The sequence below is a fragment of the Microbispora sp. H10830 genome (assembly GCF_014161375.1).
GTDB classification, from domain to species: domain Bacteria; phylum Actinomycetota; class Actinomycetes; order Streptosporangiales; family Streptosporangiaceae; genus Microbispora; species Microbispora catharanthi.
In genome coordinates this window covers 168,451-185,461 of record NZ_JABBWX010000003.1, presented here as the reverse complement: position 1 = coordinate 185,461, position 17,011 = coordinate 168,451, and the positions used below count along the sequence as shown (strand labels likewise).

Genomic DNA, 17,011 nt, shown 5'->3' with positions numbered 1-17,011 from the left:
TGCCTCCATCACGTTCGGTCCCTGTGGACCCTCAGGTCACAGCGGACAAGGTCGTTCCAGGCTCAGGCCCTACCCTTCATCCATCCCCGCACGCCGACCGCCCCGAGCGCCAGTGCCAGGAGGATGTTCACCGCGATGAGTACGCCGTGGACGACGTAGAAGGACGTCTCGTGCCCGTCGGCGAGGTTGAAGCCGAGGTTGATCCATTCGAAGATCATGAAAGCGGCGAGTGCCACGAGAAAGATCGATACACGTCTCGTCATGCTGACAGTATCGGGCGGCCACCTGCGTGGCCTTGTGGCGTTTGGGGCATATGTCGCTTCATGCGAAGGCAGTCAAGGCTAGGCTGAGTGACCTATGGGGACGAACCTGCGGGCTCTCGCCGCGACCGTGACGACGGCGGGAGTGCTGACGACGGCGCTGCTCGGCGCCCCTCCCGCCGCGGGCGCGCGGGCCGTGCCGGACCTGACGCCGCGGGAGACCGGCACGGCGGTGACCGGGAACGGAACCGTAGGCGGGGATCTGCTCGCCGGCCACGGGATCATCCGGCCGGCCGGGATCAAACCCCCGCCCAAGACCGAGGCCAGCGCGTACGTCGTGGCCGACGCCGACACCGGCGCGGTGCTCGCGGCCAAGGACCCGCACGGGCACTACCTGCCCGCGAGCACGCTCAAGACGCTGACTGCCGTGACGCTGATCCCCAAGCTCGACAAGAACCGCAAGGTCAAGCCGAGCGACGAGGCGTGCAACGTGGAGGGCAGCGCCGTCGGCATCGTCCCCGAGCCGATCTACACGATCGACGACCTCATGCGGGCGCTCCTCATGGTGTCCGCCAACGACGCCGCGGTCGCGCTCGCCGAGGCGAACGGCGGCCTGAAGAAGACGCTCGCCGACATGAACGCGGAGGCGCGCAAACTCCAGGCGTACGACACGGTGGCCAAGACGCCGAACGGCCTGGACGCCCCGGGCCAGCGCAGCTCGGCCTACGATCTCGCCCTGATCGCGCGGGCCGGGCTGGCGATCCCGGACTTCCGCGAATACATCAGCACGAAGGTCGCCAAGTTCCCCGCGCCCAAGGACTACCTGAAGAAGAAAAAGAAGAAGAAGCACCGCGACGACTCCGAGGCCAGTGAGTCCCCCGCGCCCGCCTACTACGAGATGGCCAACCACAACCGGCTCCTGGGAAGCTACAAGGGCATGCTCGGCGTCAAGAACGGCTGGACGTCCAAGGCCCTGGGCAGCTTCGTGGGCGCGGCCCGGCGTGACGGCCACACGATCCTCGTCGTGATCATGCATCACCCCGGCGGTTTCTGGGAGGAGGTCTCCAAGCTGCTCGACTGGGGCTTCGCCGCGAGGGGCAAGGCGGCCCCTGTGGGCCAGTTGGTCACCCCGGCCCCCGACCCCAAGCCCTCCTCCTCTCCCCTGGCCGTACGGCCCTCCACGACGCCGGGCGCGGCCGACGCGGGTGCGGCCAAGGCGCGCGGAGAGGACCCCGCCTCGAAGGGTGCGGGCGCGACCACCCCCCTGCTGATCGGCGGCGGCGCCCTCGTGGTCCTCGCCCTCGGCGCGTACGGCCTGCGCCGGCGCCGGAGGACACCCGGCGACGCCGACGGCTAGCGAGCAGGCGGGGCCGGGATGGCGTGCTCGGCGGCCCGGCTGACCGCCTCCCAGCGGGCCCAGGTCTCCATCCGCCGGCGTGAGACGTCGAAGGCCAGGTCGTAGGCCGTACCGCCAAGCAGCAGCCGCAGCGGCGGCTCGTCGCCGCCGACGACCTTCAGCACGGCCTCGGCGGCCAGCCGGGGATCGCTGTCCACCGACCCCTCCGCCCACTGCTTCTCCAGTTCCGCCCGCAGGGGTGCGTAGTCGGGCATCGGCGTGGTCGCGGTCATGCTGGTGTACAGATCGGTCCAGTAGCCGCCGGGCTCGACGATGGTGAGCGTGACCCCGAACCGCGCGGCCTCCATCGCCAGGGCCTCGCTCATGCCCTCCAGGGCGAACTTGCTCGCGCTGTACAGCCCCGTGGTGGGGAAGCCGCCGAGCGCTCCGATGCTGGAGATCTGCACGATGTGCCCGGATCCCTGGGCGCGCAGGCAGGGCAGGACGGCCTGACTGACCCACAGCGCGCCGAAGAAGTTGGTCTCCATCTGGGCCCGGGCCTCGGCCTCGGTGAACTCCTCGATCATCCCCATGGACATGATCCCCGCGTTGTTCACCACGACGTCGAGCCGGCCGAAGCGCTCGGTCGCCCGAGCGACCGCGGCGAAGACCGCCGCACGGTCGGTGACGTCCAGGGAGAGCACGAGCAGCCTGTCCTCGTGTTCGGCGGCCAGGCCCTCCAGCCGCGCGACGGTCCTGGTCGCGGCGACCACCCGGTCGCCGTTGTCGAGCGCTGCCTCAGTGAACGCCCGGCCGAGACCCCGCCCCGCACCGGTGATGAACCAGACCCGTCCCGAATCGGCGGTCGTCGTACGCATCGCGGCTCCATTCAGCTCTAGAACGAGACGTCTCGTCTCGTGGAAGCAATCGTGGCGTCCAGAGCCGAACCCTGTCAATACGGATCGTCTCGTCTCGTTTTTGGTAGGTTCTGCGGCATGACGGCACAGCACGGGACGGCTCCCGGCACCAGGCGCCGCAGCGAGGCCTCACGCCGGGCCATCCTCACCGCGGCGTTCGAACTCGTCGGCGAGGTCGGCTACGCGAAGCTGAGCATCGAAGGGATCGCCGCCCGGGCCGGGGTCGGCAAGCAGACCATCTACCGCTGGTGGCCCTCCAAGGGAGCGGTGCTCTTCGACGCGTTCCTCATGCTCTCCGAGGGAACGGGCGACTCGCCCGCTCTGCCCGACACCGGCAACCTGGACGCCGACCTCAAATCGGTCCTGCGCGCCACGGTCGCCGAGCTGAACGACCCGCGGTACGACGAGCCGATGCGCGCGCTCAACACGGAGATTCTGCACGACCCCGCGCTCGCCGCGGCGTACGCGGAACGGCTCGACGGACCGATGAAGGAGCTGAAGAAGCAGCGGCTGCGCAGCGCGCAGCGGGCCGGGCAGCTGTCCGGCGGCCTGGACCTGGACGTCGCGATCGAGATGCTGTGGGGGCCTCTGCTCAACCGGTGGCTCCAGCGCAGCGGCCCGCTCACCCCCGAGTACGCCGACACCGTCGTGGAGACCGCGCTCAACGGGTTGCGCCCGCGTTGAAGGCGGGCGGTCAGGCGGGGCCGGTGGTGGGCGTGATCGCGGGCGACGGAAGCGGGGTGGGCTCGGGCGGCGGGCCCAGCGTGGCCGTCGCCGTCCACGCGGCGGCGTAGAGGATCACCCGGGCCGACAGGTTGATCCACAGCAGCAGCCCCACGACCACAGCGAACGTGCCGTACACCGGGTTGCGCAGGGTGCTGGACAGGATCAGCGCCGCGAGCTGCTTCAGCACGCCGAAGCCGACCGCGCCCAGCAGCGCGCCCTTGAGCACGACGAGGAACGGCTGGGACGGCTTGGCCAGCCAGCCGAGGATGACCAGGAAGAGCAGCAGGTCGGCGACGAGGCTCGCGGCGATCCCGGCGAGCCAGACCCCGACGCCGGCCAGCGGCGAGGAGCCCAGGCCGAGCCATCCGGCGACCGTGCTCGTGGCCCCGGTGGCGAATCCGCTCGCGATCACCGAGACCAGCATGGCGAGGCCCATCAGCACGAGCGCGACGAGGTCGCGGAGCTTGCCGACGAAGTAGTTGAGCGGCGGCTCGCAGGTCATCCAGACGGTACGCAGGGCCCCGCGCAGGGCGTCCATCGCGCCCAGCCCGGCGTACACCAGGCCGAGCAGGCCGATCAGCCCTGCCCGGGCCCGGGCCCCGGCGAGCTGGTCGATGTGGAGCTGCCCGGCGAGCCCGGGAAGCTGGCTGTTGATCGCCTCGGTGAGCGTGGCGAGCGCGTCCGGGCGGATCGTCACGACGTACCCGAACAGGGCGAACGCCAGCGCGATCAGCGGGAAGAACGACAGGAACGCGAAGTAGGTGAAGGCGCCCGCCAGCCGGTCCCCCGACTGCACCTGGTAGCGCTGGACGGTCCTGATGAGGTGGTCGAACCAGGGAAAGCGGATCCGGTCGCGCTCGATCCACATCCGGCCCCACGCCCTGACTTCGTCGACGCGCCGCGTGACCCGGTCGACCATCGCCATCCCCATCGGCGTTTTGTACCCGGAGAAGGCGTCTCGATGCGCGCGGCGACCGCGGCCCGGGGCGGGGGCCGCGGTCTCAGACGCGGTTCACTCGGAGTGCGGCGTGGGCAGCAGGCCGAGGCGCTCGCGGACCTGCTCCATCGTCTCGCGGGCCACCTTGCGGGCCCGTGCGGCGCCCGCGACCAGCATCCGGTCGAGCTCGGCCTCGTCGGCCAGCAGCTTCTCCGTACGCTCCCGGATCGGGGAGAACGTCTCGATGACGGCCTCGGCGACCTCCTTCTTGAAGGTGCCGTACCCCTGCCCGGCGAATCGCGTCTCCAGTTCGGGGATCGGCGTGCCGGTCAGCGCGGACAGGATCCGCAGCAGGTTGGTGACGCCCGGCTTGTTCTCCTCGTCGGCGACGACGTCGCTGCCGGTGTCGGTCACCGCGCGCATGATCTTCTTGCGCAGGGCGTTCGGCTCCTCCAGCACGTCGAGGATGCCCTGCGGGCTCGACGACGACTTGGACATCTTGGCGGTCGGGTCCTGGAGGTCGGTGATCTTCTCGACCTCCTTGAGGATGTACGGGCTCGGCACCTTGAAGGTCTGGCCGTAGCGGCTGTTGAAGCGCTGCGCGAGGTCGCGGCTGAGCTCCAGGTGCTGCTTCTGGTCCACCCCCACCGGCACCTGGTCGGCCTGGTAGATCAGGATGTCGGCCGCCTGGAGGATGGGGTAGGTGAACAGGCCCACACTGGCCGAGCTCTCGCCGTACCGCGCGGACTTGTCCTTGAACTGGGTCATCCGCCCGGCCTCGCCCATGCCGGTCTGGCAGATCAGATACCAGGCGAGCTCGCTGTGCTCGCGCACATGGCTCTGCGCGAAGACCGCGGCGCGCTCCGGATCGAGCCCCGCGCCGAACAGCTGGGCGGCGGCGATCCTGGTGCGCCGGCGCAGCTCCTCGGGCTTGGGCGCGACGGTCAGCGCGTGCAGGTCCGCGATGAAGAAGAAGGCCTCATGGGTGTCCTGCAGTGCCACGTACTGACGGATCGCGCCGAGATAGTTGCCCAGGTGGAACGAGTCGGCGGTGGGCTGGATACCGGACAGGACGCGAGCAAGAGCCATACGGCAATTCTGTCAGCAGTCGCGGGCTGCCCGCGACAGACGCGGCCAGGGCGCGGGCCCCGTCCCCGCCGGGGACGCCTCTCCTGGACGCCGGCCGGGAAAGCACTCGGCCGGCCCCCGCACACGCCCGCCGCTCAGCCGGCCGCCGCGGGCGCCGCGTCTTCGGGGGGAGTGCGGGTGACGCGGACGCGGGAGACGCGGCGGCCGTCCATCTCCGTCACCGTCAGCTTCACGCCCGGCGCCTCGGCGACCTCGCCACGCTGGGGCAGGTGGCCGAGGGATGCCATGACGTATCCGCCCAGGGTCTCGTACGGCCCGCTGGGCAGCCGCACGCCCGTCTGGGTGTGGAACTCGTCCAGGTTGACCAGTCCCTCGACCTCCACGTCTCCGGCGATCACGCGTACGGCGTCGCCGCTCTCGTCGTACTCGTCGCGGATGTCGCCCACGAGCTCCTCGACCAGGTCCTCCAGTGTCACGATGCCGTCGGTGCCGCCGTATTCGTCCACCACGATGGCGAGATGGTGGCCCTCGTCGCGCATCTCCGCGAGCGTGGCCAGGACCCGCTTGCTCGCCGGCACGAGCTTGACCGGGCGGATCGGCACGACCTCGCTGATCGGCTCCAGCCGCCCGGTGCGCACCGGGTCGAGCAGGTCCCGCACGTGGACGAACCCGATGACGTCGTCGTAGGTGTCGCGGTAGACGGGGAACCGGGAGTGCGGCATGGCCGCGGCGAGCACGGCGGCCTCGGCGAGCGGGGTGTCCGCCGCCATGAACTCGACCTCCGTGCGGGGCAGCATGACCTCCCTGAGCTGCCGCTTGCCCGCCGCGAACACCTCGGCGATCACGTCGCGCTCGTCCTGGGTGAGGTCCGTGTGGCCCACCACCATGTCGCGCAGTTCCTCGGTGGTCATGGCCGCCCTGTCGGCGGACGGGTTGCCGCCGAGCAGCCGTACGACGCCGTTGGTCGACTTGGACAGCAGCCAGATCACCGGCCTCGACAGCGTCGCGATCCGGTCGAGCAGCGGGGCGGTCACGAGCGACAGGTTCTCCGCCCGCTGCCGGCCGAGCCGCTTGGGTGCCAGTTCGCCGAGCACCAGGGTCACGTACGAGATGGCCATCGTGACGGCCACGAACGCGACGGGCGCGGCCACGCTCGGCCGCAGGCCCCACTGCTCCAGGACCGGGGCGAATCGCGGGCCCAGCGCGTCGGCGCCGAGCGCGGCCGACAGCACGGTCGCCACGGTCACCCCGACCTGGATGGCCGACAGGAAGCGGTTGGGGTCGCGGGCGAGCTTCTGCACCCGCGCGCCGCGGCGTCCCTCGTCGCGGCTCAGGCGGCGGATCTGGCTCTCCCGCAGCGAGACCATCGCCATCTCGGCCGCGGCGAAGAATCCGCCGATCAGGATGAATATCAGGACCAAGGCGATGGTCACCGCGACGTTGCTCACGTCATCAGTCCGTTCGGGTGTCAGGCAGGCCAGGCCGGTCGTCGCAATCTCCTGCCACTTGCTGAGATTGCGGTACTGGTGGCATTTAACCCGCTCCTCATGGGAAGCGCGTAAGCTAGGCCCTGGACGTACATAATCCAACACTTTTGAACAGGAGCAAACAGTGAAGCTGCTGGTTACTGGTGGAGCCGGGTACATCGGCAGCGTCGTGGCGGCGCAACTCGTGGAGGAGGGGCACGAGGTCACGGTGCTCGACGACCTGTCGACCGGGCACGCCGACGCCGTGCCGCCCGGAGCCGCGTTCGTGCAGGCGTCGATCACCGAGGCGGGCGGCGTGCTGTCCGAAGGGTGCGACGCCGTGCTCCACTTCGCGGCCAAGTCTCTGGTGGGCGAGTCGGTCGAGAAGCCGGGGCTGTACTGGTCGCACAATCTCGGCGGCACGCTCGCGCTGCTCGACGCCATGCGGCAGGCCGGGGTGAACCGGATCGTGTTCTCCTCCACCGCCGCCACCTACGGCGAGCCGGAACGCACTCCCATCCTGGAGACCGACCCGACCCGCCCGGGCAACCCCTACGGCGCGTCCAAGCTCGCCGTGGACACCGCGCTCACCGCCTTCGCCGAGCTGTACGGCCTCGGCGCGGTCAGCCTGCGCTACTTCAACGTGGCCGGGGCGTACGGCGAGTTCCGCGAGCGGCACACGGTCGAGACCCATCTGATCCCCAACGTCCTGAAGGTGGCCCTGGGCGAGCGCGAGTCGGTCAGCGTCTTCGGCACCGACTACCCCACTCCGGACGGCACCTGCGTCCGCGACTACGTCCACGTCGCCGACCTCGCCCGCGCGCACCTGCTCGCCCTGGACGCCTGCACGCCCGGCGAGCACCGGATCTACAACCTCGGCAGCGGCACGGGCTTCTCGGTCAAGGAGGTCGTGGACGTCTGCCGCGAGGTGACCGGGCACCCCATCCCGACCACCGTCGCGCCGCGCCGTCCCGGCGACCCGGCCGTACTGGTGGCGTCGTCGGAGAAGATCCGGCGCGAGCTGGGCTGGAAGCCGGCTCACGCGGCGCTGCGGGACATGGTCGCCGACGCCTGGACCGCCTCCACGAAGCCCGCCTGAACCCGTCCCCGGTTGTGAACCGGCGGCCCGGCTGACGGCGCGCCGCCGGGTCAGGCGCGGCGCAGGGCCACCCGTACGCTCGCCTTGTTGTTGGCCGGGCGGCGGTCGCCGTAGCGGCGCGAATAGACGGTGGCCATCGTCGCCACGGCGTGCGAGGCCCGGGACGGCACCCGGAACACGAGTTCGAGCAGCCCGCGCGACCCCGACCTGATCGGCGGCAGCGAGCATCCCACGAACTGGCGGTTCCCCCGGCAGCGCCCGCCCCTGGCGGACAGCAGCCGGGCCTCGCGCGGCTGGAAGAACACGTAGGCGTCCCGCACGACGCGCGGCCCCCGGTTGCGCACCTCCGCCCGGACGGAGAACCAGTGGCCCGGGCGGATGAACCTGGTCGAGGAACGGAACCGCATCGCCAGGTCGGCCCCCTCGTCGACCCTGGTCACCGCCTCGGCCGTGTTGTCGGCCTCGTCCTGGTCGAGCACCTCGGAGGACAGGTCGGCCCGCGCCCGCAGCGGGCCGTGCGCTCCCGGCGCGATCACCCCCGTGATCGTCATGTCGCCAGAGCCGCCGGGCAGGACGTCGTCGGACGAGTGGCAGACGACCCGGTTGCGCGCCCGGCCGGGCTCGCACTCCGCCACGCCCACGTTGACGATCTGGAAGTCCTTCGGCAGCGCGACCCGCAGCGTCGGCAGCACGGCGTCCCCCGGGCCCTTGTTGTGCACGGTGACGTGGTAGGTCAACGGCTGCCCCGGCTGCGCCACCTTCGGCGAGGCGGTGATGCCGACCGCGAGATCGGCCGTGCCCCACGGATTTCGCAACGGCTCCTTCACCGGCGCCGGCCGGGGTGGCGCCTCCCCGGAGAAGGCGAGCGCCGGTTGCGGCGCTCCGGCGACGAACACACAGACCAAACCCGTGACGACCCTACGACCCACTGCCGCTCCCCCGAACGCTTGAGATCAATTCAACCGTGTCGGACGGGCCCCGCGCACCGTCCGACACGCCGCTCGGAGCGCCGCTGAAGTGCCGTCTCACACCCGTCTCACGCCGCGACGAGGTCCTGCTGCGGTGCGGGCCCGTCGGGCCGCACACCGCCCTGGGAATCGACACCGGGCAGCAGAGCGAGCGCGAGGAGGGCGACGACCGCGCCCACGACCCCCAGCCAGGGGATGACCGTCGCGGTCGCGGCGGCGTGGGCCGCGGGCATACCGTGCACGGGCGCCTCCCGCGTCACCACCGACGTGTACGCCGTGCCCGCGACGGCCAGCGCGACCGAGCCGCCGACCTGCCGGAAGAACGTCAGGTTCGCGCTGGCCGTGCCGATGTAGCGGGGCGGGACGGATGTCTGGATCGCCACGGTGAGGCCGGACAGCATGGGCCCCATGCCGAGCCCGATCAGCGCCATCCAGGCGACGAGCAGCGGGGTCGAGGTGCCGACCTCGAGGTTCGCGCACAGCGCCGTGCCCGCGACGAGGAAGACCGGCGCGATCACCAGCCACGGCTTGTAGCGGCGCGTGCGCGAGATGAGGGCGCCGGTGACCGCGCTGCCCACGACCATCGCCAGCATCAGCGGGTAGATGTGCAGCCCCGAGGAGGTGGCGCTCAGGCCGTGCGCCTCCTGGAAGTAGCGCGGCAGGAAGACCACCCCGGCGTACATGCAGAACGCCGTGAAGAACGACGCGACGTTGACCAGCGAGTACGTGCCGTTCGCGAACAGGTGGAGCGGCACGATCGGCTCCGCGGCCCGCCGCTCGACGAGGACGAACACCACGAGAAGCGCCAGCGCCGCGCCGATCGGCCCGATCACCGGCCCGCTCGTCCAGGTGTGGCCGTCGATCCCCTTCTCGGTCAGTCCGACGAGCAGGGCGCTGATCGCGGCGCTGAACACGGCGATGCCGAGATAGTCGGGGCGCGCCCCGCCGTGCCCCGGCCGGTGCGGCAGCCGCCACACGATGATGGCCACGAGGACGGCGCCGATCGGGACGTTCACGTAGAAGGCCCAGCGCCAGCTCGCGTGGTCGGTGAACAGGCCGCCGAGGAACGGCCCGGCGATGTAGCTCAGCGCCATGACGCCGCCGAGGGCGCCCTGCACCCGCCCGCTGCGCTCCGGCGGGAACAGGTCGATCACCAGCGCCAGCGACAGCGGCAGCAGCGCGCCCGCGCCGAGCCCCTGCACGCCGCGGAAGGCGATGAGCTGCCCCATGCTCTGTGCCGCCCCGGAAAGGATCGAGCCGAGCAGGAACAGGACCACCCCGACCAGCAGGAGCGGCTTTCGCCCGTACGCGTCGGAGAGCCGGCCGTAGAGCGGGACCGTGACGGTCGAGGTGAGGAGGTAGGCGGTCACCACCCAGGTGTAGAGGCCGGTGCCGCCCAGCTCGGTGGTGATCCTCGGCAGCGCGGTGCCGACGATCGTCTGGTCGAGCATCGCCAGGAACATGCCGCCGAGCACGGCGAACAGGAGGAGTCCGTTTCTGGATCGCATATGTCGAAGGTGACATGTAAGCTTTGACATGTCAATCCGGAGGTATAGTGAGGGGCATGTCCCTGCGCATCGCTCTTCTCGGTCTGCTGACGGCCTACGGCTCGGCGAGCGGCTACGACCTGACGAAAGGGTTCGAGAGGTCGGTGGCCCACGTGTGGCAGGCGGGGCACAGCCAGATCTATCCCGAACTGGCGAAGATGACCGGCGACGGGCTGGTCACGGTGGAGGCGGAGGGCGCACGGGGGCGCAAGATCTACTCGATCACGTCGGAGGGCCGCGCGGAGCTGCGCGCCTGGCTGATCGGACACGACCCCATGGGTCCTGCGCGCAGCGAGGTCGCGCTGCAGGCGTTCCTGCTCCCGCTGCTCGACCCCGGCGAAGCGCTGGACGTGCTGGAACGGCTGAAGGCGTACGTGGAACAGAAGCTGGCCGAGCTGGAGGCGATGTGGGCGGCCAAACACGCCCTCCCCGTCCCGGAGGGGGCCTCCGGGGTCAAGTTCGGCGACCTCGCCCTGGACCTCGGCATCCGGCAGACCCGCACCACGCTGAAGTGGGCGAACGACGCCATGGCCCAGCTCGAACGCCAGGCCTGACCGCCGGCCCGGGGATGAGCAGCCGGGCTTACCTGCAGGCGAGCTTGGGCGGCGCGTCCCGCTCGGGATCGAAGGCGACGTTGCCGAAGTGCTTGCGCAGCAGGTCACGCATCGTGCCGTCGCCGTACATGCGGCTGATCGCGTCCTCCACGGCCCGGCAGGTGCGCACGTCCTTCCTGGGCAGGCCGACGGCGTAGCGCTGGTCGGTCAGCCGCAGGCCGAGCACCGACAGCTTCAGGCTCGCCACGCGGTCGGCGAAGCCGGCGATGATGAGGTCGTCCCCCGGGACGGCGTCGACTTTGCCGTAGGTCAGCAGATCCATGCACTCGGCGTAGTTGCCCGCCCGGACCTGCTCGACGTTCGCCTTGTCGGCGACGAGCCGGGCGGTGGTGCTGCCGGCGGGCGCGCACATCCGGCGCCCGGCCAGGTCCTCCAGCTTCTTGATCCGCGAACCGGCGAGCACCAGCAGGTCGCCGTGGGCCGTGTAGTACGGCCCGGCGAAGGTGACCGCGTCGCCGCGGTTGTCGTCGTAGGAGTAGGTCGCGACGACCATGTCCACAGCGTGGTCGGTCAGCGCGCGCACCCGGTCGTTGACGCCGACCCTGCGGAAGGTGATCCCGTTCGCGGGAACCTTGAGGCTCCTGGCGATGGCCGTCGCGACGTCCACGTCGAACCCGCTGAACCCGCTGGCCTGCTCCAGGCCGACCCCGGGCACGTCCCACCGCACGCCGATCGTCAGCCGCCCGGTCCGCCGCGCCTTCTCGTAGACGGAGGCGTACGTCGGGCTCGGCCGCGGCGTGACCACGGCGTCTCCGGTGCCGCCGTCCTCGGGCGCGCCGCCGAACGCGAAGCCGGTCTTGGCGGCGATGACGGCGCCCCCGGCGGCCACGACCGCGAGCACGGCCGCGAGCACGCCGACGAGGCCCCTCCTGCGGCGCCGCGCCCGGCCGGTCGCGTCCGGCGCGGTCCCGGCCGACCCGATCCGGGGCACGGGCCCCGTCGCATCGGATTCCCCCGCGCCGGGCCGTACGGCCCCCTGAGCGCCGGGGTTCGCACCCTCGCGGGGGGCGCCACCGAACCTGGGGTCGGTGGGGCCGGAGGACGACAGGGCCGATCGGGACGCCCCGGTCGGCACGTCGTTCCCGGCGTGGCCGCCGGTGCCGCTCCGCGCGCCGGTTCCGGGTCCCGCGCCGTCCCCGGTCCGCGCGCCGCCCGCCGGTCGGGGGCCCGCGCCCGTCGCCAGGGCGCGGCCCGGACCCGTGCGCGCGAGGCGCGTGGCGTCCGGGTCGGCCGCGTGCGCGGCCCCCTCGGACAGCACGACCGCCGACGCGTCGCCCGACACCGCGCGGCCCAGCAGGCGCAGCAGGATCTGGTCGGCCGTCGGCCGCTCGTCCGGCGACTTGCGCAGGCACGCCCGGACCACTCCGCCGAGCGGCTCGGGCAGCATCCCGGTGTCGATGTCGTGGTTGAGGATGCGGTTGAGCACGACCGCGATCGATTTGCCGCCGAACACGACGTCGCCGGTCGCGGCGTACGCGATCGTGGAGGCCCAGGAGAACACGTCGGCCGGGGGCCCGACGCTGCCGCCGGAGATCTGCTCGGGCGCCATGTAGGCGGGCGTGCCGATCGCCCGGCTGGTGATCGTGGCGGTCGAGTCGAGGATGCGGGCGATGCCGAAGTCCACCACCCGGGGGCCGTCCACGGCCAGCAGCACGTTGTCGGGCTTGAAATCGCGATGGACGATGCCCGCCTGGTGGATCGCGGTGAGCGCGGTGGCCGTGCCGACCGCCAGTCGCTCCAGGCCCGAGCCGGTCAGCGGCCCGTTCTCCTCGACGGCATCACGCAGCGACCGCCCGTCGATGAACTCGCTCGCGATGTACGGCGTGTCGCCCTCCAGGTCGGCCGCCAGGACCCGGGCGGTGCAGAAGCTCGCCACGCGCTGGGCGGCGCGCAGCTCCCGCGCGAAGCGGGACCTGGCGGTCGCGTCGCCGGAGAACTTGACGTGCAGCAGCTTGACCGCGGCCCGCTCGCCGGCCTGGTCCTGGCCGAAGTAGACCACGCCCTGCCCGCCCTCACCGAGACGGCCGGACAGCACGAAGGGACCGAGCCTGGTCGGATCCCCCGGTTGCAACGGCGCGATCTGCGGCATCCCGTTCCCCACGATTCGGCAAAGTACCGGCCAGCAGAACTTTACGGCCCCCGTGCGACGGTTCCGCGGCTCGATACCGCGCCGTGACGTCAGGAAACCGTGACAAAGCAGCGAGCGGTCCCTACCTCGAAGTGACTAAAGGGGCCACCCGGAAACGTCGGGACGGCCCTCGCTTGCCACCAGTAGAGACCACTCTGCGCTGGGGGACGCCGGAAGATGCCGTCGCGGCCGTGTTCGGAGCCGTCCGGGATGCCTGAGGCCCGCAGACGGCCCAGAGTGGCGAACGGGCCTCTGCCTGACGGTGGAACCGCAGGCAGAGGCCCGTTTCGTTACAGCTTTCGTTACTGGGCCATCTTCTTCTTGAGGTTCTCGTCGAGCGCCGCGAGGAAGTCCTGCGTGGTCAGCCACTCGGCGTCGCCGCCGACCAGGAGCGCGAGGTCCTTGGTCATCTGGCCGCCCTCGACGGTCTCGACGCAGACCTGCTCCAGCTTCTCCGCGAAGTCGATGACCTCGGGCTGGTTGTCGAGCTTGCCGCGGTGCTGCAGGCCGCGGGTCCACGCGAAGATCGAGGCGATCGGGTTGGTGGAGGTCGGCTTGCCCTGCTGGTGCTGGCGGTAGTGGCGGGTGACCGTGCCGTGCGCCGCCTCGGCCTCGACGGTGCGGCCGTCGGGGGTCATGAGCACGCTGGTCATGAGGCCGAGCGAGCCGAAGCCCTGCGCCACCGTGTCCGACTGGACGTCGCCGTCGTAGTTCTTGCAGGCCCAGACGTACCCGCCCTCCCACTTCAGGGAGGCGGCCACCATGTCGTCGATCAGGCGGTGCTCATAGATGATCCCGGCGGCCTCGAAGTCGGCCTTGAACTCGGTCTCGTAGACCTCGGCGAAGATGTCCTTGAACCGGCCGTCGTACGCCTTGAGGATCGTGTTCTTCGTGGACAGGTAGACCGGGTAGCCGCGGTTGAGGCCGTACCGCATGGAGGCACGGGCGAAGTCGCGGATCGACTCGTCCAGGTTGTACATCGCCAGGGCGACGCCGGAGCCGGGGAAGTCGAAGACGTTGAGCTCGATCGGCTCGCTGCCGTCCTTCGGCGTGAACGTCAGCGTCAGCGTGCCCTCGCCGGGAATCTTCAGGTCGGTGGCGCGGTACTGGTCGCCGAAGGCGTGACGGCCGACGACGATCGGCTTGGTCCAGCCGGGCACGAGCCGCGGGATGTTCGACATGATGATCGGCTCGCGGAAGATGACACCGCCGAGGATGTTGCGGATCGTCCCGTTCGGGGACTTCCACATCTTCTTCAGGCCGAACTCCTCGACGCGGGCCTCGTCCGGCGTGATCGTCGCGCACTTCACGCCCACGCCGTACTGCTTGATGGCGTTGGCGGCGTCGATCGTGACCTGGTCGTCGGTGGCGTCGCGGTGCTCAATGCCGAGGTCGTAGTACTTCAGGTCGACGTCGAGGTAGGGAAGGATCAGCTGGTCCTTGATGAACTGCCAGATGATCCGGGTCATCTCGTCGCCGTCGAGCTCGACGACCGGGCCCGCTACCTTGATCTTGGGCATGCGTGGGGTTCCCCTTCTGAATTAACTGGCCAGCACGTCCTTTTTGAGGCTCACTGGCCGTTGAGGCTATCGGACGGCTGTGGTAAGTCCGCGACGAGGTCGTGTCCCTACGAGTCGTGCAGCTGCAGCAGCATGAGCAGCGAGCCGATGACGAGCGCCGCGCCGAACGCCGCCAGCGTGAGCGCGTCCATCCGTTTGCTGCGCACCGCGAGCGCGCCCGCCCGCCGTTCTGAGACCGTCACCCGGACCAGGGATCCGGCGAGAAAGCCACATCCCATGATCGCACCGCCCGCGGGCACCGGCACACCCAGGCCGATCACGCACAGCCCGGCGGCCGCACCCGCCACCACCAGCAGGTACGGCCCCCAGGCCGTGCTCTCACTCGTTCTCACGTCTCTCCCATGCCTGCCACTGCGGTCCTCGGCGCGTTCCTCACTCTCACCGCTCGTCGATGGGCACCCACTTCTGGTCGCGCTCGCCGATGTACTCGCTGTCCGGCCGGATAAGCCGGTTGTCGGCGTGCTGCTCGATCACGTGGGCGGTCCATCCGGACATCCGGCTGACCGAGAACACGGGCGTGAACAGGTCCGTCGGGATGCCGAGGTAGTGGTAGACGGTCGCCGCGTAGAAGTCGACGTTCGGGTACAGGTGCTTGTCCGCGAAGACGACCTCCTCCATCTCCCGCGACATCCGGTAGTAGGTGTCGTCGCCCGAGGCCTCGGCCAGCTCCTGCGACATCCGCCGCAGGTGCGTCGCACGGGGGTCCTCGGTCTTGTAGACGCGGTGCCCGAATCCCATGATCTTCTCGCCCGCCGCCAGCTTGTCCCGTACGGCCTGCGCGACGCCACGTGGGTCCAGCGCTTCCAGCGTACGCATGACCTGCTCGTTCGCCCCACCGTGGAGGGGGCCCTTGAGCGTGCCGACGGCGGCGACGATCGCCGAGTGCATGTCGGACAGCGTCGCGGCGCACACGCGGGCGGCGAACGTGGACGCGTTCATCGTGTGGTCGGCGTGCAGCACCAGGCAGGTGTCGAAGATCTCGACCTCGCGCCGCTCGGGACGGCGGCCGGTGATCTGCAGCAGGAAGTTCGCGGCGGTGCTCAGCTCGGGATCGGGCGCCGGGATGTCCGCTCCCGTCCTGGCCGCGTGGTAGCGGGCGACGAGGACCGGCTGCTGCGCCGTGAGCCTGGCGGCCTTGCGGCGGTTGGCGTCGGCGGCGTTGGAGTCCTTGTCCGGGTCGTCGGCCCCGGCCAGCGAGACCAGGGTGCGCAGCGCCTCCATGGGCCCCTGCTTCCCGGCGATCTCGGAGATGTTGCTCTCGACGAGCGCGCCCAGGGTGCGGCCTTCGGCCAGCTCCGCGCCGTAGTCCGCGAGCTGCCGGCGGGTCGGCAGCGTGCCGCGCTGGAGCAGGTGGGCCACCTCTTCGAAGGTGGCGTGGCCGGCCAGGTCGTGGATGTCGTATCCCCGGTAGAAGAGACGGCCGGCCTTGCCGTCGATGTCGCTGAGCGCTGTGGACGCGGCGACGACATCGGCGAGGCCTTTGGTGGGCTTGTCCGCCATAAGTGTTTCCTCCGCTTATCTCCGCCCGAAGTCTACCCGTGAGCAGGTAAAGCGCCCCTCAAAGGTCCAGACCAATTTCAGGATTGATTCTGCTCATGGCAAAGGCGATTCCCCCTCGCCACGGGTGGGTAAGCCGCAGCTATAGGGAAAGTAACGGCGGGCTACCTGGGGAGGAACTGCCGTGGAGGGGCCGTTCATACGGATCGAGGACAGCGGCGAGGTGGTGCCGCTGCGCCCCGACGTCACCACGATCGGCCGCGGCCGAGGCGTGGACATCCGGCTGACGGATCCGAGCGTGTCACGGCTGCACGCCGAATTCGTCCGTCGCGGGCCCTACCTGTACGTCGTGGACCTGGGCCTGTCCCGCAACGGCACACGGGTGAACGGCAGGCCGATCGCCAGAAGGGTGCTGGACGACGGCGACGTCGTCTCCTTCGGAGCCGCCCGGGCCCGCGTCGGCGGGATCCCGCGGGAGGACCTCGCCCCCGAGGTCGAGCTGCGCCGCGCCGCCGCGCCGGAGCTCACCCGCCGGGAGGTCGACGTCCTCACCTCGCTGTGCCGTCCCGCGCTGTCCGACGAGGCGTTCGTGGCGCCCGCGACGGCCCGGGAGATCGCCGACGACCTCGTGGTGACCGAGGCGGCGGTCAAGCAGCATCTGCTGCGGCTTTACCAGAAGTTCCGCATCCCGGAGGGCACCAACCGGCGCACCCGGCTCGCCAACGAGGTCGTCGCCCTCGGCCTGGTGCGGCCCACGCCGGTCGTGCCGCCGCAGCGGGCGACCGGACCGGCCGAGCCGGAACCGCAGCCTCGCGCCGGCGCGGGCCGCCGAGCGTCCTGAACCAGC

The 17,011-nt window shown here is 70.8% G+C and carries 16 protein-coding genes; 5 read left to right on the top strand and 11 right to left on the bottom strand.

The window, feature by feature from the left end:
- Nucleotides 1–62: 62 nt before the first annotated feature.
- Nucleotides 63–263, bottom strand: a complete 201-nt coding sequence (locus HHX35_RS10155; RefSeq protein WP_079316017.1) for an SCO4848 family membrane protein — start codon at nucleotides 261–263, stop codon at nucleotides 63–65.
- A gap of 94 nt (nucleotides 264–357) precedes the next feature.
- Between HHX35_RS10155 and HHX35_RS10150 the strand changes: the two genes are divergently transcribed.
- Entirely contained in the window at nucleotides 358–1,617 is a 1,260-nt protein-coding gene (locus tag HHX35_RS10150) for a D-alanyl-D-alanine carboxypeptidase family protein (RefSeq protein WP_182898600.1), read from the top strand.
- On the opposite strand, the gene HHX35_RS10145 is transcribed toward HHX35_RS10150, so the two are convergent.
- Complete coding sequence (locus HHX35_RS10145) at nucleotides 1,614–2,474, bottom strand: SDR family oxidoreductase (protein WP_182898599.1); 861 nt, start codon at nucleotides 2,472–2,474, stop codon at nucleotides 1,614–1,616. The two genes, HHX35_RS10150 and HHX35_RS10145, sit on opposite strands and share 4 nt — an antisense overlap.
- Nucleotides 2,475–2,591: 117 nt before the next feature.
- Here HHX35_RS10145 and HHX35_RS10140 point away from each other — a divergent pair, with 117 nt between their 5' ends.
- The gene (locus HHX35_RS10140) at nucleotides 2,592–3,197 is read left to right on the top strand and encodes a TetR/AcrR family transcriptional regulator (RefSeq protein WP_182898598.1); all 606 of its coding nucleotides are present in this window, start codon (nucleotides 2,592–2,594) and stop codon (nucleotides 3,195–3,197) included.
- A 10-nt stretch (nucleotides 3,198–3,207) separates the two neighbouring features.
- Here HHX35_RS10140 and HHX35_RS10135 read toward each other — a convergent pair whose 3' ends face one another.
- From HHX35_RS10135 to HHX35_RS10125, 3 genes are all read right to left on the bottom strand, one after another.
- On the bottom strand, nucleotides 3,208–4,170 hold the full coding sequence (locus tag HHX35_RS10135) for a YihY/virulence factor BrkB family protein (protein WP_259404949.1): 963 nt from the start codon (nucleotides 4,168–4,170) through the stop codon (nucleotides 3,208–3,210).
- An 81-nt stretch (nucleotides 4,171–4,251) separates the two neighbouring features.
- Entirely contained in the window at nucleotides 4,252–5,265 is a 1,014-nt protein-coding gene (gene trpS / locus HHX35_RS10130) for a tryptophan--tRNA ligase (RefSeq protein WP_182898597.1), read from the bottom strand.
- Between the two features lie 134 nt (nucleotides 5,266–5,399).
- Complete coding sequence (locus tag HHX35_RS10125) at nucleotides 5,400–6,713, bottom strand: hemolysin family protein (protein WP_182898596.1); 1,314 nt, start codon at nucleotides 6,711–6,713, stop codon at nucleotides 5,400–5,402.
- Between the two features lie 163 nt (nucleotides 6,714–6,876).
- Here HHX35_RS10125 and galE point away from each other — a divergent pair, with 163 nt between their 5' ends.
- Nucleotides 6,877–7,830: a UDP-glucose 4-epimerase GalE gene (galE, locus tag HHX35_RS10120; RefSeq protein ID WP_182898595.1), complete on the top strand. Its 954-nt coding sequence runs from the start codon at nucleotides 6,877–6,879 to the stop codon at nucleotides 7,828–7,830.
- Between the two features lie 50 nt (nucleotides 7,831–7,880).
- On the opposite strand, the gene HHX35_RS10115 is transcribed toward galE, so the two are convergent.
- On the bottom strand, nucleotides 7,881–8,645 hold the full coding sequence (locus HHX35_RS10115; RefSeq protein WP_161627935.1) for a CARDB domain-containing protein: 765 nt from the start codon (nucleotides 8,643–8,645) through the stop codon (nucleotides 7,881–7,883).
- 221 nt (nucleotides 8,646–8,866) lie between these two features.
- Complete coding sequence (locus HHX35_RS10110) at nucleotides 8,867–10,306, bottom strand: MDR family MFS transporter (protein ID WP_259404948.1); 1,440 nt, start codon at nucleotides 10,304–10,306, stop codon at nucleotides 8,867–8,869.
- Nucleotides 10,307–10,362: 56 nt separating this feature from the next.
- Here HHX35_RS10110 and HHX35_RS10105 point away from each other — a divergent pair, with 56 nt between their 5' ends.
- On the top strand, nucleotides 10,363–10,899 hold the full coding sequence (locus HHX35_RS10105) for a PadR family transcriptional regulator (RefSeq protein WP_182898593.1): 537 nt from the start codon (nucleotides 10,363–10,365) through the stop codon (nucleotides 10,897–10,899).
- 28 nt (nucleotides 10,900–10,927) lie between these two features.
- Here the strand turns inward: HHX35_RS10105 and HHX35_RS10100 are convergent, their stop codons facing one another.
- The 4 genes from HHX35_RS10100 to HHX35_RS10085 all read right to left on the bottom strand — a co-directional run bounded on the left by HHX35_RS10100 (nucleotide 10,928) and on the right by HHX35_RS10085 (nucleotide 16,167).
- Complete coding sequence (locus HHX35_RS10100) at nucleotides 10,928–13,060, bottom strand: serine/threonine-protein kinase (RefSeq protein ID WP_182898592.1); 2,133 nt, start codon at nucleotides 13,058–13,060, stop codon at nucleotides 10,928–10,930.
- A 329-nt stretch (nucleotides 13,061–13,389) separates the two neighbouring features.
- Nucleotides 13,390–14,607 (bottom strand): NADP-dependent isocitrate dehydrogenase, encoded by a 1,218-nt coding sequence (locus tag HHX35_RS10095; RefSeq protein ID WP_182898591.1) that lies wholly within the window; start codon nucleotides 14,605–14,607, stop codon nucleotides 13,390–13,392.
- A gap of 107 nt (nucleotides 14,608–14,714) precedes the next feature.
- Nucleotides 14,715–14,999: a DUF3017 domain-containing protein gene (locus HHX35_RS10090; protein WP_139573536.1), complete on the bottom strand. Its 285-nt coding sequence runs from the start codon at nucleotides 14,997–14,999 to the stop codon at nucleotides 14,715–14,717.
- Between the two features lie 46 nt (nucleotides 15,000–15,045).
- Nucleotides 15,046–16,167, bottom strand: a complete 1,122-nt coding sequence (locus HHX35_RS10085) for a citrate/2-methylcitrate synthase (protein ID WP_182898590.1) — start codon at nucleotides 16,165–16,167, stop codon at nucleotides 15,046–15,048.
- Nucleotides 16,168–16,348: 181 nt separating this feature from the next.
- Between HHX35_RS10085 and HHX35_RS10080 the strand changes: the two genes are divergently transcribed.
- The gene (locus tag HHX35_RS10080; RefSeq protein ID WP_139573538.1) at nucleotides 16,349–17,005 is read left to right on the top strand and encodes an FHA domain-containing protein; all 657 of its coding nucleotides are present in this window, start codon (nucleotides 16,349–16,351) and stop codon (nucleotides 17,003–17,005) included.
- Nucleotides 17,006–17,011 lie beyond the last annotated feature (6 nt).